Below are 15078 nucleotides of genomic sequence, written 5' to 3'. Positions count from 1 at the left end.
TTACAACGGAAGGCCGACCTGAACGCTGTTCTTCTCCCAATGCGGCATCCGGCCCTAATGCCAGTGATTTATCGACACAGCGATGGACCTTGGGTACCGTTGTACCGAGAATTTCTGCGATCTTTGGGATGCTCAAGCCGTCGGCATTAATGAAGCAGAATACGTGCGCGCTCTACCCGGCGATATTCTTCTGAACGCGCGTGACTGATTCGTTGAAGCATTTCTCGATCGGCAATGGATAATACTAACTTTTCTTTTTTCGATTGGAAGGGCATGGTTTCTCTCCGTTTCAATAAGGGCTACGAAGATTATACCATAAAATGATGGAAGCTACCCGAAGAGATTATCCGTTCGTGGCGTACCAATTGGGATGAACTCGCTACGTTCTTCAAGTATCCGCCAGAGATCCGCAAGCTCATCTACACGACAAACATGATCGAAAGCTACCATCGCCAGCTACGAAAAGTGACCAAGGGCAAAAGCATCTTCCCGACGGACGAGGCATTGCTAAAGATGCTATACCTCGTCACTATCGATGTCACTCGCAAATGGACGGGCTGCGTGCAAAACTGGGGCCAAATGCTGCTGCAGCTCTCCGTTTTCTTTCTAGAGCGCATCGGCCAGCATCTGCCGTGAGGGTCGATCTCCCTCTCGGGGAGATTCTCTATAAACGAGTTTACACAAAGTTATACTTCATTGTCTTCAACCTTGATGCTATTGATGGTAGAAGGGTTGGGGATATCGTCTTGGTCTATTTCCATACCGTATAAATGTAATCCCAAACATTCTCTTGCCATGTATATGTTTCTTTATCGGTGCCGTTTTTTTGTATACGTTTCCGTCGATACTGGACGTAGAAGCATCATCGTTTGGATATCCACGGAAGGAGGATGGGCATGGAGGAGCAAAATGGGAAATTCGGCAAAGCGCAGCTAGCCGGGCTGCTGTCGCTTACCCGGGGACGCATAGCTGTGGCAAGCATCTGGATTGTGGCGGTACTCGGCGTCTACATGATGAGGCTCGGCTGGCTGCAGCTTATCGAGCCGCATCGTCCCGTGCAAGGGGGGGGCCATACGCTTCTGCAGCGTTCCATTATACAGCGGGAACGAGGTATCGTGCTCGACGACGGCCGGGGGGCGATCCTGGATCGCAATGGCCGTCCCTATACGGGAGCGGCTGTGCAGGCTGCTGTCCTGTTCCCCGTTCATCGCGACTCGATACCCTCCGAAGCGGTACGCATGCTTGCGCTCTGGTTCCATACGACAGAACAGGACGTGCGGGCACGCTGGGAGAGCGTTGCGGAACCGCTCGTATGGCCTTCGTCCCACGACGCCAAGCTGCCGCATCCGCTCACGCCGGAGCAAGCCCGGCGGCTGAATGCTTCCGGCTGGAACGGAGTGCGTTCCCTTCCCATCACGGTCCGGTATCCGCTCGGCAAAGGGACTCCGCAATGGATCGGCTTTATCGCGCAATCAGCTGCAGCCGGGGAGCAAGCGAAAGCGGGCATGACGGGGACGAGCGGGAGATCAGGATTGGAACAGTCGTTCGAGCCGTTGCTTCGGAGTCTCGGACCGACGATTCTCGTCCATTATACCGATGCGGATCAGCGTCCGCTCTACGGTCTCGACATCCGGATCCGCCGTCCGGACAATCCGTATTATCCGCTACAGCTTATTACGACGGCGGATCGCGAGATTGAGGCTGCTATCGGGCGAGCTGCGGATGAAATGGGAATGAAGAAGGGCTCAGTCATCGTGCTCGATGTCGTGACGCGCGATGTCATCGCGATGGCGTCCCGCCCGGCCGCCGATCCGAATCATGTGATGCCGGAGCAGGGGAGCTGGAATAACCGTGTGCTCAAAGCGTTGCCCCCGGGATCCGTGTATAAGCTGTTCATCGCCGCTGCCGCGCTCGAAGCCCAGGTAACGGATCCGCAAGAGCGATTCCATTGCAGCGGCGACTATGGTAAATACGGTCTATCCTGTTGGGTTAAGGACGGGCATGGAACATTGACGCTCCGCGAAGCGTTGGCGGAATCCTGCAATGTCGTATTCGCCGAGCTTGCAGAACGGATGGGCGCCGCCGGGCTGGAGGCGTACGCCAAGCGGGTAGGAATGGCAGGCACCGTTGGCATGAGCTCCTCGGATGGCCGTGGGCATAACCGGTTGAAGCATTTTGATGGCGAGGAGGCGAGCCGGATATTTGCGGCGGGAGAGGATCGTGGAACGATTGACGGGGGAGAGCGGGCACAGCTTGGCATTGGTCAGCGAAATGTGCGCCTTACGCCGTTGGCGGCCGCCAATTTTATCGCAACTCTGCTTCAGGACGGAGCCGCAGGGGAGCCACGCCTCGTTCAGGAGCTTCGCTATGCGAACGGGCTTCCCTTCGCCCGTTTCGCTGCCGGAATCGAAAGCGGACGGGTGATGAAGCCGCAGACGGCAAGACAGGTACGTCATTGGATGGAGGATACTGTCGCCTATGGGACGGGGCAGCCGCTTCGCCAAGCGGTCTGGAGGCTGGCAGGCAAAAGCGGTACCGCACAGGCAGATGCTTACGGAAGCGAACGACTTCATACGTGGTTCGTCGGCTATGGTCCGGTCGAGAAGCCCCGATATGCGGTTAGCGTCGTCTTTGAGGATGAGCCCGCCGGGACGTTCCACCGGGCAACCGTCTTGTTCGGTAAAGTGATGGATCTGCTCGCAGCACGTGATAATTCCGGCTTCCCGCGCCGCAGCACGCAGTAACCGCCTGTTCAGGCTTCTCCGCGCAGCTGCGGCTTCGTGCCAGCCGGAAAATTAATGATTGTCCGAATCCCGCGCGGTTCCGTTAATCGCATCCGGTCCTTCCGGGAAAGGGGGAGCATCGAATTCTTCTTTTGGCATACGAATCCATTTGTTCAAATACCCTTGATCATAGAGAGCCTTGACCAAGATAAGGAGAATAGGCGACAGCACAACCCCGACGATACCAAATAACGACAAAGACAATATCATAAAGGAAAGCATCGTAAACGCAGACACCCCTAACGTATTGCCCGTAATTTTCGGATCTAATATTTGCCGGGTAATCAGCGTGACGCCCAAAACGACCGTAAGCCAAATTGCGAGCCAACTGTTCCCCGCGATGAATAAGTAAACGATCCAAGGAATGAAAATGACCGGAACGCCAAGCAGCGGCAGCAGATCGAACAAAGCGGACAAGAGGCCGATAAGAAACGCATTGCTAACCCCAAGGAGCAGCAGCGAGGTGAAAATGATGGAGAACGTAATTGAGATGAGCTTCAACTGTGCTGTCAAATAGGCGGCGATCCCTTTAATGACATTTTCCTTAAGGAACGTATATGCATGTCGAAATGTCTTGGGCGTATGGTTACGCGCGGCCCTTCTCCACGTATCGATCTCGATGCTAAGGAAAAAAGCCAGTATCATCGCGATGCCGAAATTAAGGGTGAATGCCGAGAAAGAGGAAACATGATTGATAAGCCAGCTTAAAAAGTCGAGCGCAATTTGCGAGCCTTTCTTCGTGATCGTTCCGACATATTCATTCAGGCGCATGGTCACGTCTTCGGGGAGCGCCACATATTTTTGATGGAGGAATTTAGTAATATTTGACAATTCCTTCTGAAGGACTTCAAAATATTTGGGCATTCTCTCCTGGAGCTCGATCGCCTGCTTCATCAAAATGAAGCCAAGACCAAAAATAGCCCCCAGAATGAGTAAAAGAAACAGACCTATTGACAGGGCGGAAGCGATCGCCTTGTTAACGCCGTGTCGATGGAAAAATCTGGCCATCGGTTCAATAAGCATGAACACAATGAAGGCAAAGAAAATGGGCTTGGCGATGGAATATAGATAACTGAAGCTGTACATAATAAGGTAAATCGTTAGTAAAAGCAGTCCAATGTCAAAAGCCGTCCTCCAATATTTGCGGTAAAATCCGATCATGGAAATAACTCCTTTGCTCCCTATTCTTTTCTTGGATCCCATTGTACACGAAATTGAATTCCGGTGCCTATTCTTTCATGAGTATGTTACAATAAACTTATCGCCTCGAGGGTATAGATATAAGAACGAAACGAGGAAATGGGGATGGAAATCATTTTATTATGGTGTTTTTACATCCTGACGTTTTATGCATTTCTACCAGGTATCATCAGCCGATTATTCGGTTTTCGTGTGTTTCAAAAAGGCAGATCGGATTCGAAGCTGGCGCTGACGTTCGATGATGGGCCAGATCCGGAATATACGCCGCAGCTGCTGGATCTATTAAAGAAATACAACGCAAAGGCAACTTTCTTTGTCGTTGGCATGCATGCAAAAAAGCATCCCGATTTGCTGCAGCGAATGAGCGATGAGGGGCATTTGATTGGGATCCACAACTACGTCCATAAATCGAACTGGCTGATGCGTCCGAAAACGGTAAAACAGCAAATTCGTAAAACGTCAGATATCATTTTGTCCGCTACCGGACAACGATCATACTATTATCGGCCACCGTGGGGGATTGTCAATTTATTTGACTATGGCAATCTCGGTCATCTTCAAATTATACTCTGGTCCGGCATGTTCAACGATTGGCGGAAGAAGGTCGGTGAGGAACGGCTGTTCCGGCGGATGATGAATCGATGCCGGGGCGGCGAGGTTCTCCTTCTGCACGATTGCGGCCATACGCTTGGTGCCAACGAGGAAGCTCCGGGCATCATGCTGAAGGCGTTGGAGCGGTTTTTGAAGGAAGCGGCTGGGCACGAGCTGTCCTGTGTACGTATAGACGAGCTAATCAAGGAGACCGAGAAGGAGAAGAGCAGCAATCCTTCCTGGCTGAAGCGCAGCATAATCAGCGGTTGGCTTCTATATGAGAAGGCGTTCCATGTGCTGTATGGCCTTCAGACGACCAATCGGCAAGATCCCGTGTTTCATTTCCGCATCCGCCCGTATCATGGGCAGACGATTCATTTGGATGATGGGGTCGAGTTGAACCGGGACAATGAGATTCTGGAGCTTCATTTCGATAACAACCGGCTGTACGAGATGGTCCGGCGCTCGCGTTCTCCCGTCCAGCTCGCAATTCAGATGATACGCTCCGTCGAGAAATCGCTGCCGGAGCTTGCGGATTATATTATGGATCATCCAGAGTTGAGGGCGAACGTGAAGGCATTATACGGCGTAAGCATGATCCATCGGGGACCGGAGCAATTCGGTTTCACCGTAAGGGAGTTGCCGCGAGGCCTATTCTCTTGGTGTACGCGCCAATATTTGCGCCTGCTGATGAGCGTCATTCATCCTCAAGGGAGGATGAGATTACGAGATCATACGGAACAGATGGTTCCCAAGGTGATGGTCATGTCCGTCGAAACATTGCTGAACCGCTATGGCAAATCACGCAAGCCGGTGATGGAGCCCGAGCCGGAGAGAATGATGATTTTAGAGAACGGGATGGAAAAAGCGACATATTATATGTAAATTTTGTAAAATATAGAGACGACGATGCCGCTCTGATTTATTGGATAGGGGGCGTCTTTTTTTTTCTTGCTTCATCCGGGGGAATAAAAACTTTATGAAAAAATAGAAAAATACACAAATGCACACCGGTAGTGGAATTTTGGGTAGTTTGTCCTTTTTTTGTGGACGTCTTGCCGAAAAATGAAAAAATTCTCCTTGTTGCCACAAAGAAAACCGTGTATTCCCTGGACTTTTCTACGATAAGGTAATAAAAAAAAGTTATCGTCATAAAAGAACAAACTTTTAGTGTAAAAAGTGTAAAAGGATTTACAAAACCGAAATTATAAAGTAGTATTATGAAAAAATATTCGTATCCTGCTTTTGAAATGGGGGGTTTTTTGCAAACTTATTTGACCAATGTTATATAAATGCAGTAACGTTTTTCACTCATCGCGATGATTTTTTTATGTATACTATTTCAAGATACTAGGGTTGCAAAGATGCAAAGACATTAGAAATTGGACATCAGGGGGAGAATGTAGTGAAGAAAAAATTCAGCATCATCATGTGCCTGCTCCTGTCCTTGACGCTCGTGTTGTCTGCTTGCGGTGGTAGCGATAGCGGCAACAGCGATTCCGCAGGACAAGCGAATCAAGAGTCATCCAACAATGACGGCGAGCTGGTCTCCGACGGCTTGATTCCGGCAACGGACAAGAGCAAGTCTCCCGCAACGGCGACAAACCGGGAAGATACGATTATCATTGGTATTTTGGCACCAAGCGGTATTTTCAATCCGATCTTTTCTGAATCTTTATATGATGTTTTTGTGACAGAGTCATTGTTTTCCGGACTGCTTCAAATCAATAAAGACGGAACGTACTCGACAAACTTGGCAGAGGACTACTCCATCTCGGAAGACAAGCTGACATACACGTTCAAGCTGAAGGACGGCTTGAAGTTCAGTGACGGTTCCCCATTGACGGCGGAAGATGTTGCATTTACATTGACGCTGCTGCATGACAAGTCTTATGACGGTCCAAGCGATATCATCAAGGATGCGGCCATCAAGGGAGGTCAGGAATACAAAGACGGGAAGGCGGCTTCGGTCGAAGGTATCAAGGTTGTTGATCCGAACACAATCGAAGTTACTACGCTGGAACCACGTGCGCTTGCCCTGTCCGCTATCGGCAGTAGCGGAATTCTGTCCAAAGCATATTATGGCAAGGACTACAAGCAAGGCGACCTGTCTTATATGAAAGATTTGTTCACGAAGCCGCTCGGCAACGGTTCTTACAAGCTGGACAAGTTCGTTCCGGGACAGGAAGCGGTATTGTCCGCGAACGAGAACTTCCATCTCGGCGCACCGAAGATTCCGCACCTGATCTACAAGTTTACTACGGATGAGACGAACGTGCAATTGCTGCAAACCGGCGCAACGGATATGGACATGGTTGCCGTATCGAAAGACCAAGTAGAGCAGCTTCAGGAACTGGGCTTCCTGGACATCAACCTGTTCCGCACGAATGGTTACGGTTATATTGCCTTCAACCATAACAAAGAAATGTTCAAAGATAAGCGCGTTCGTCAGGCGTTGGCTTACGGCCTGGATCGCGGGCAAATCGTTGATGCGGTCTACCAAGGCTATGCGGATGTCATCGACATTCCGCAATCGAAGGACTCCTGGGCTTACACGGATGAAGTAACGAAGTACGATTACAACTTGGAAAAGGCGAAGCAGCTTCTGGATGAAGCGGGCTGGACGGTAGGGGCCGACGGCATTCGCGAGAAGGACGGACAAAAGTTTAAAGTTACGTTCACCGCTTCTTCTCCGAACCCGGTCAATGACGCGATCATTCCGGTCGCCCAAGCGAACTGGAAAGAGCTCGGCATCGAGCTTACCGCAGAGCAAATGGACTTCAATGCCGTTGTCGAAAAACGTAAAAAAGGCGACTTCGATATGATGTTCCTGGCTTGGAACTTGGATCCGGATCCGCAATCGGGTGAGAATGTGTTCAAGACGGGTGGTTCCCAAAACGATATCGGGTATTCGAATCCGAAGCTTGACGAGCTGTTCAAAATGGCCGGCAGCGAAGTCGACGTCGAACAGCGCAAGCCAATCTTCAAAGAAATCTACCAAGAGTTGAATGAAGACTTGCCTTACATCTTTATGTACCAACGCCGCGATATGTGGGCAACGAATGCACGGATCCAAGGCTTCGATATGTCGCCATACCGCAAGTTTACGGCAGATTTGAACACGATCCAAATTCAATAATGACTTCATCGTGCTGCACACCGAATGCTCAGCCATCCCATTAGGCTGGGCATTCGGGCTTATTTCATGCTAGGAGGAATCATTATGAAACATTACGCCTTGCGGCGGCTGTTGCAGCTCATTCCGACCCTTATCGGCGTGTCGATTCTGTTGTTCGCCGTCTTCGCGATGGCGCCGGGGAACTTTATCGATTCCAACCCGACGCTATCGAAGGAGCGCGCAGCCGAGCTCAAAGCGATCCATGGCTTGGACAAGCCGCTTGTTGAACGTTATTTCACTTGGACTGAAAATACGATCAAAGGTGATCTCGGCATGTCATTGCAGCACAAACAGCCAGTCACCACGGTCCTTAACCGTTATATGTGGAACTCCTTTTTGATTGCCGCTATCGTACTTGTGCTCAGTTGGGCCATCGCGATTGTCGTCGGCGTGTTTGCCGCGATCAAGCAGCACTCTTTCTATGACGGAATGGTGGCACTGCTCGTCTTCGCGCTGATGTCGCTTCCGTCGTTCTTTGTCGGGTTATATGCCATCAAGCTATTTGCCGTCGATTTGGGCTGGGCTCCGATCGGCGGGATGTATACGTCAGGCAGCAATGCGACAGGTTTCGCGCGTTTGTGGGATCTGCTGCAGCACTTGGCGTTGCCTGTTGCCGTACTGACGGCATTGAGCGTCGGCAGCTTGACCCGCTATTTCCGGACGAGCATGCTGGACGTTATCCGTCAGGACTTCATTCGGACAGCCCGCGCCAAAGGGTTGAAAGAACGCACCGTTATATTCAAGCACGCGCTGCGGAACGCTCTGCTTCCTGCGATTACGCTGCTTGGAATTGAATTGCCAGGGTTGTTCTCCGGCGCCATTATTACGGAGAAAATCTTCAACTGGCCTGGTATCGGCCGCATTAACTTGGACGCAATCAATGCCCGTGACTACTTCCTGCTGATGGGCTTCACGATGTTCCTGGCGCTGCTGACGATGCTGGGGAATTTTTTAGCGGATTTACTTTACAGAGTCGCCGACCCTCGCGTCCGGATGAAGTAGAAAGGGGAGTTATTTGTGTCTCAAACGGTAGCTGAATCCGTTAACGGAGCTCATGTGCGCCAAACCAAACCGGCTTCCCCGTGGAAGCTGGCATATAAGCAACTGCTGAAAAACAAATTCGCGGTAACGGGAGCCATCATCATTCTACTTATGTTTGTCGTCTGCTTCCTCGGACCGCTGGTGTCTCCTTATTCACTGGAGACCATGAATATCCGCAACGGCAACAAGCCGCCAAGCGCCGCACATTGGCTCGGCACGGACAATCTGGGCCGCGACATTCTGCTGCGCGTCATGCTGGCAGGCCGGGTCTCTCTGCTCGTCGGCCTTGTCGCCATGACGATCTCGGTAACGCTGGGCAGCCTGCTGGGCGCGCTTGCCGGTTATTATCGCGGATGGGTAGATACGGTTATTATGCGTCTTGCCGACATTATGATGTCGATTCCAAGCTTGCCGTTACTTATTATTCTCGGCGCGATCATGTCGGATATGAAGGTTCCGCCGGACAAACGGATTTATCTCGTTATGTTTTTGCTCGGATTTATGGCGTGGCCGAACTTGTCACGTCTCGTGCGCGGGCAAATATTGATGCTGCGCGAACAAGAATTTATGCAGGCGGCCGAAGTGCTCGGCCTGCGCGACAGACGTAAAATATTCCGCCACTTGCTGCCAAATACGATACCGATCATTATCGTTGTGGCGACGTTGCTGGTAGGCAGCTCCATCTTGTACGAATCGGTATTGAGTTATTTGGGTCTCGGGGTCGTTCCACCGACACCTTCATGGGGCAATATGATTTCGGCAGCGAACAATATGATAGAATTTAAGAAGCGGCCGTGGCTATGGATACCGCCAGGGGTATGTATTTTCTTGACGGTAATTGCCATCAACATCATCGGGGATGCCTTGCGTGACGTGCTCGATCCGAAAATGAAGAGGTAGGAGATACGATATGGCAAACAGTTTGATCGAATTTCGCAATCTGCGGACGAATTTCTATACCAGTAGTGGCGTCGTAAAAGCGGTCAATGATGTCAGCTTCTCAATAAGAGAAGGCGAGACGCTGTGCGTTGTAGGCGAATCCGGTTGCGGCAAGAGCGTTACAGCCATGTCATTAATGCGTCTCGTCGCGCCTCCGGGGAAAATCGAAGGCGGAGAGATTTTTTATAAAGGGCAAGACTTGTTAAAGCTCAAAGCGCGTGAAATGCGTCATATTCGGGGAAATGAAATCGCGATGATTTTCCAGGAACCAATGACGTCGCTCAATCCGGTATTGAAAATCGGCGAGCAACTGGTTGAGCCGATTTTGCTGCACCGGGGCGGAACGAAGAAGGAAGCGCGCAAGCGGGCGATCGATCTGATCGAGCTCGTGGGCATTCCGCGCGCAGAGCAAATCTTCGACGCCTACCCGCATGAGCTAAGCGGCGGCATGCGGCAGCGGATTATGATCGCGATGGCCTTGACCTGTGATCCGAAGCTGCTCATCGCGGATGAGCCGACGACGGCGCTGGACGTGACGATCCAGGCGCAGATTCTCGATCTGATGCGCAACATTAAGAGCGAGTTCAAGACGGCGATTATGCTGATTACCCACGATCTCGGCGTCGTGGCCGAGATGGCCGATCATGTTGTCGTTATGTATGCCGGCAAAGTCATTGAAGAGGCGCCGGTCATCGAATTGTTCCGAAATCCGAAGCATCCGTATACCCAAGGGTTGCTGAAGGCGAAGCCGATTATCAATGAGCGCCGGGAACGGTTGTATACGATTCCCGGGCAAGTTCCGAATCCGGTCGAACTTGGCGACAATTGCTATTTCAATGACCGTTGCGAGTATTGCATATCGGTATGCACGGAGAAGCAGCCGACGCTGAAGACCTATGAGGAAGGGCATAAGGCGTCATGCTGGCTGTATGAGAAGGAGGGGAAAGCACAATGAGCCAACAAGCGTTGCTCGAAGTTGAAAATCTAAAAAAATATTTCCCCATCCAAGGCGGTCTCTTCTCACGGACGGTTGGACATGTGCGTGCGGTTGACGGAGTCAGCTTCACCTTGCAAAAAGGGGAAGCGCTCGGCTTGGTAGGCGAGTCCGGCTGCGGCAAGTCGACCACAGGACGGACGATTCTTCGCCTGCTGGACAAGACGGAAGGGAACGTCTTTTTTAAAGGCACCGACATTCATGCATTACCCAAAAAGCAATTGCGCGGCATGAGACCGCAAATGCAGCTTGTATTCCAGGACCCTTATAGTTCCTTGAATCCCCGCATCAAGATCGGGGATGCGATTGGCGAACCGCTGCTCGATCACGGGCTCGCAAGCAAGAAGGAAGTTCGCGACCGCGTCAAAGAAATATTGACGATTTGCGGCTTGGCACCTTACCATATCGATCGCTATCCGCATGAATTTTCCGGCGGTCAGCGCCAGCGTGTCGGAATTGCGCGCGCGCTCATCATGAATCCGGATTTCATCGTAGCGGACGAACCGGTATCTGCCCTTGACGTATCGATTCAGGCGCAGGTCATTAACCTGCTTAGTGATTTGCAGGAACAAAAAGATTTGACTTACTTGTTTATTTCCCATGATTTATCCGTTGTCGAACATTTATGCAACCGAATTGGCGTGATGTATTTGGGCTCGCTTGTTGAATTGGCTCCGCGTGACGTGCTGTTCAAGCGCCCGCTGCATCCGTATACGAAGGCGCTGCTGTCGGCTATCCCAATTCCGGATCCGACGCGCAAGTCGGAGCGGATCGTGCTTCAGGGCGACATCCCAAGCCCGGCCAACCCGCCAGCCGGATGTAAGTTCCATACGCGCTGCCCCTTTGTAAAAGAGATTTGCAGGCAAGCCGCTCCTGAATTCCAGGAAATTGCCAGCGGACACCACGTGGCTTGTCATCTGGTGGAGTAGTTCAAGTTGCCAGTCGTCATGGCGTATACCTAAAGAATCGGGCGGAGGGGAACAAGGAGATTGAACGTCTGGAAGAGTCTTTGCCCGCCTTATTGAATTCGAACGGCATGCCGCCCGCTTCCCGGATCGCCTCCTTGACAATCTTGCCGAATTTCTGCAAATGGACGTGGCCGGCCCGGTAAATGCGAATAGCGCCCCGCTGCAAATGTACGGGGCGCTGTTGATAAAAGGTTAACCCTTCTTCATACCGCGATGGAATACCGACATGCGGCGCCAGCGACCGAGAGCGTTCCATTGGGGTTCGATAATCGGGCGACATAGTGATCGTACGGCTGGCTGTGCCAGCAACACGGTGCAGGCAAGCGAAGCCGCAATCAGCAGAACGGCCTGCGGGCCGGTCGTAATATAATGGTACAGTCCGGAGACGACAAGCAGCCGGATGATAAGGCCATGGAGCAAAAATACGTACAGCGTCCGCTGCCCCCAACTGGTCATCCAACCGGCATGGGACGGCACCCAGGCCAAGAACGCGGCCGATGCGACAATCTCCAGCGCGTAGAGGAACAGGCGCATCCCGATGGCGTACCATGGCGAGTGCTCCAGCCAACCGAGCTCGTGGAACGTCATATGGTTCATCAGCCATTCCGGATGGAGCGCGTTTGGCCATAGAAGAAGCACAATCAGCAATCCGACGGACAAGCTTGCGGCCAGCGGCCGGAAGCGGGAAGCGGCGAACCGCTGGAAGGCGTCGTCGTGGAAGACGTAGCCGAACGCGAAGAATGGCAAATAGACGAGCGTCCGGGACAGACCGAGCCACGCCCCGTCTATCGGCAGAAATCCCGCAGCAATACCGATGATGGCCGACAGGATGACCGGATGGCGAAGCTGCCATCGGGTGAACAGCATCAGGATGGCACGCCAAATCAAATGCCCGATCAGGAACCACAACAGCAGGTACGGAATAAAGAACGAGTGCTTTATTCCCGGGACATGGAACAGCGTGACATCAAGCAGCGAATATAGCGATTGAAAAATGACATACTGGATGCCGATTTGCTTCATCACGGCCCTGCCCGCACAGCCGTTCAGATTGCTGCGGGCGAAATAGCCTGTGACGAAGACGAACAACGGCATATGAAACGTAAAAATCCAGACGAATAAACCTTTCAACACGGGCATCGTACCGATAAGCGGCTCAATCGCATTGGCGACAAACACGCACACAATAAGCATGAACCGCAAATTCAATCCGAAAATCTCTCCACTCTGAAAGGACATGGCTGACTTCAATCCGGAGGAGGCTTGATTCCACTTCTGCTCCTGCATTGTCCTTCCCTCCTACAACGTTGGTTGTGGTTTTATGTTAACGATGTAAAAGTACCATAGCGTCATTTTCGGAATTGTGATCTACATCACATAAAATGGGGTGATAGCGTCGTACACTTTTGACAGAATGGCGAAAGTTCCTATGCGAGCTTAGACAGCGCCCGGCGATTTAAGTAAGATACAGTAGAGATGCCAGGTTGAAGCAACAGTTCATACAAGGGGGAGACAGGAACGATGTCGAAGGAACATCTCAACCGCAGATCGAAGCTTCTGCGGGCATATATTCCAAATCAGCACCGAGCATGGGCGATGCTTATCATTCCGTTCGCGGCAGGCATGTTCGCCAGTAAGCCGCAAGCCATTCACGCCTGGCTTGGAATCGCCTGGCTGGCCGCATATTGCGGATCGTTCGCCGGCCTGCAGTGGATCAAGACCGGACGGGCCAGTGTATATCGAGGCCCAGTGATTGGATATGGCGCCACAGGCGCGCTCGCCGGGAGCGCCGTATTGGCGATGCGGCCGGATATTTGGTGGATGGGCGCCGTCATGCTGCCGCTGCTGCTGCTGAACGCGGCGTTCGCGAAGTGCAATCGAGAACGCCATCTCCTTAACGATTTTTTGGCGGTCCTCCAATTTTGCTGGATGCTCCCGATTGCTTTCGAGGCAGGTGGGGGAACGGACTGGAGCCTGGCTTGGCGGGCCTTTGCCGCTTGCCTGCTCTATTTCGCCGGAACGATATTTTATGTAAAGACGATAATTCGCAAGAAAGGAAGCCGGCTGTACTACGGCTTGTCTATCGGTGTCCATATCGTGGCTGCGGCAGCCGTGGGCCTTATGCTTCCTCTCTGGGCTGCTCTTCCATTTGTAGCGCTATTCCTGCGTGCGGTCTGGATGCCTGGTCAGAAGGTAACGATCAAGCAGGTCGGCATCGCAGAGATCGTCTTTAGCATCGTAACGGCAATTCCGCTAATCGCTGTCATCACTCCGTAAACTGCGGTAATCCGTTCCCCTTGCGAATGCCCAGCGAATGAAAAACGTACCTGGGCGTAAAACGGATGTTTGTGCCGCAGACTTTTTCCATCATAGTCAACCTTGAAATGTCCCCAGTCCACCTGCGCTTGTTCGCCAGGCGCCGTCTCGAACCGCTCCGTCGCTTTCGATTGAATGGACGGTCGCAGCGGCTGCATGAAGATTCGAAGGATGGTGCTGCTGCCGGTGTAGCCTTTCTCCCGGATCTCGACCAGAATGACTCTCGCATTCAGACAGCCTTCCGCCATACGATGGCGTATATACTTCTTTGTAGGCATCCAGCTTTCCTGCTGTCGGCTTGCGCTTCAGGTATACGCCTGGCTCGTCCGCCTGCAGCCACTTCCTGATCGTCTTGCGATCCCGTCCCAGCTCGTCTGCAATCTGAGTCATGCTCATGCCCCTTTCCCTCCTATCTTTCATCCTGAAGTATTGCCCATTCTTAACCAATCTCGACTCGCCCAAGAAAAAGACGTACATGGGTACAACAAACATCGGATACATGGAACTTTAGGCTATATAAGTCCTGTTGACTACAGAAGATTAGACCTTAAAAAAGCTGTATGATTTACTGTTATAATAAGTGCATATTAACAAAAAAGGGAAGTATATGCTTAAAAAAGGAATCATGATTGCAGTTATAATGATAGCTTTAATCTGGATTGGTATAAAAGGATTCAACTATTATTTTTTTGAGTGCATGTCTTGCTTACCAAAAGGTGAGTTTCTACAGGAAGTAACGTCACAGGATAAACAACACTCATTAAAGGCTTATCTTGTGAATGAACATTCCACTACCCCTTATGCAATTAGAGTAGAATTAATGGAGTTAAGAACAAAAAAGACAAAAACGATATATTGGAATTTTCCCCAACGAACTGTTGAGATGAAGTGGAAGGATAAAGATACAATAGACATTAGTGGGATTGTGCTTAACATTGAAAACGGAGACATCTATAATAAAAGAATAGTAAAAAATCAGGCCTGTTGATTAACCAACAAAATACAATTTAAGAATAGAAAAAAAGCCGCCAACTCGGTAAAATGTTTGTACCCTTACAAACGAACCGA

At 51.2% G+C, this 15078-nt stretch carries 13 protein-coding genes and 2 pseudogenes; 11 read left to right on the top strand and 4 right to left on the bottom strand.

Going from position 1 to position 15078, the window contains the following annotated elements:
• The 3 genes and pseudogenes from PPOP_RS24210 to PPOP_RS10480 all read left to right on the top strand — a co-directional run.
• The coding region (locus PPOP_RS24210) for a hypothetical protein (RefSeq protein WP_234399785.1) at window positions 1-194 on the top strand (194 nt) is incomplete at its 5' end.
• Window positions 195-342: 148 nt separating this feature from the next.
• Window positions 343-636, top strand: a pseudogene (locus PPOP_RS10485) (transposase); the annotation flags it as partial.
• A gap of 260 nt (window positions 637-896) precedes the next feature.
• Entirely contained in the window at window positions 897-2744 is a 1848-nt protein-coding gene (locus PPOP_RS10480; protein WP_006286289.1) for a peptidoglycan D,D-transpeptidase FtsI family protein, read from the top strand.
• Window positions 2745-2795: 51 nt separating this feature from the next.
• On the opposite strand, the gene PPOP_RS10475 is transcribed toward PPOP_RS10480, so the two are convergent.
• A complete protein-coding gene (locus PPOP_RS10475; RefSeq protein WP_006286288.1) occupies window positions 2796-3944 on the bottom strand; it encodes an AI-2E family transporter in 1149 nt (382 codons plus the stop codon).
• Between the two features lie 144 nt (window positions 3945-4088).
• Here PPOP_RS10475 and PPOP_RS10470 point away from each other — a divergent pair, with 144 nt between their 5' ends.
• From PPOP_RS10470 to PPOP_RS10445, 6 genes are all read left to right on the top strand, one after another.
• Complete coding sequence (locus PPOP_RS10470; protein WP_006286287.1) at window positions 4089-5459, top strand: polysaccharide deacetylase family protein; 1371 nt, start codon at window positions 4089-4091, stop codon at window positions 5457-5459.
• Between the two features lie 520 nt (window positions 5460-5979).
• Window positions 5980-7713 carry an ABC transporter substrate-binding protein gene (locus PPOP_RS10465; RefSeq protein WP_006286286.1) on the top strand — a complete coding sequence of 578 codons (1734 nt, stop codon included), beginning with the start codon at window positions 5980-5982 and terminating at the stop codon, window positions 7711-7713.
• An 84-nt stretch (window positions 7714-7797) separates the two neighbouring features.
• A complete protein-coding gene (locus PPOP_RS10460; protein WP_006286285.1) occupies window positions 7798-8754 on the top strand; it encodes an ABC transporter permease in 957 nt (318 codons plus the stop codon).
• A gap of 15 nt (window positions 8755-8769) precedes the next feature.
• Complete coding sequence (gene opp4C / locus PPOP_RS10455; RefSeq protein WP_006286284.1) at window positions 8770-9693, top strand: oligopeptide ABC transporter permease; 924 nt, start codon at window positions 8770-8772, stop codon at window positions 9691-9693.
• Window positions 9694-9703: 10 nt separating this feature from the next.
• On the top strand, window positions 9704-10687 hold the full coding sequence (locus tag PPOP_RS10450; protein ID WP_006286283.1) for an ABC transporter ATP-binding protein: 984 nt from the start codon (window positions 9704-9706) through the stop codon (window positions 10685-10687).
• Complete coding sequence (locus PPOP_RS10445; RefSeq protein WP_006286282.1) at window positions 10684-11655, top strand: ABC transporter ATP-binding protein; 972 nt, start codon at window positions 10684-10686, stop codon at window positions 11653-11655. The genes PPOP_RS10450 and PPOP_RS10445 overlap by 4 nt, the downstream gene beginning before the upstream one ends.
• 76 nt (window positions 11656-11731) lie before the next feature.
• On the opposite strand, the pseudogene PPOP_RS23370 reads toward PPOP_RS10445, so the two are convergent.
• Together PPOP_RS23370 and PPOP_RS10435 are read right to left on the bottom strand one after the other, a co-directional pair.
• Window positions 11732-11827, bottom strand: a pseudogene (locus PPOP_RS23370) (hypothetical protein); the annotation flags it as partial.
• Window positions 11828-11886: 59 nt separating this feature from the next.
• Window positions 11887-12981, bottom strand: a complete 1095-nt coding sequence (locus PPOP_RS10435; RefSeq protein ID WP_006286281.1) for an acyltransferase family protein — start codon at window positions 12979-12981, stop codon at window positions 11887-11889.
• 234 nt (window positions 12982-13215) lie between these two features.
• On the opposite strand from PPOP_RS10435, the gene PPOP_RS10430 reads away from it, so the two are divergent.
• Complete coding sequence (locus PPOP_RS10430; protein WP_042228362.1) at window positions 13216-13971, top strand: YwiC-like family protein; 756 nt, start codon at window positions 13216-13218, stop codon at window positions 13969-13971.
• Window positions 13972-14067: 96 nt separating this feature from the next.
• Here the strand turns inward: PPOP_RS10430 and PPOP_RS10425 are convergent, their stop codons facing one another.
• Window positions 14068-14406, bottom strand: a complete 339-nt coding sequence (locus PPOP_RS10425; protein ID WP_042228360.1) for a hypothetical protein — start codon at window positions 14404-14406, stop codon at window positions 14068-14070.
• A 211-nt stretch (window positions 14407-14617) separates the two neighbouring features.
• Between PPOP_RS10425 and PPOP_RS10420 the strand changes: the two genes are divergently transcribed.
• Window positions 14618-14998 carry a DUF5412 family protein gene (locus PPOP_RS10420; protein WP_006286278.1) on the top strand — a complete coding sequence of 127 codons (381 nt, stop codon included), beginning with the start codon at window positions 14618-14620 and terminating at the stop codon, window positions 14996-14998.
• The last annotated feature ends 80 nt before the right edge of the window (window positions 14999-15078 follow it).

Source organism: Paenibacillus popilliae ATCC 14706 (assembly GCF_000315235.1).
Taxonomy (GTDB): Bacteria; Bacillota; Bacilli; order Paenibacillales; family Paenibacillaceae; genus Paenibacillus_B; species Paenibacillus_B popilliae.
Note: the sequence above shows the minus strand (reverse complement) of the source record. Positions and strands in the feature narration are given on the sequence as shown.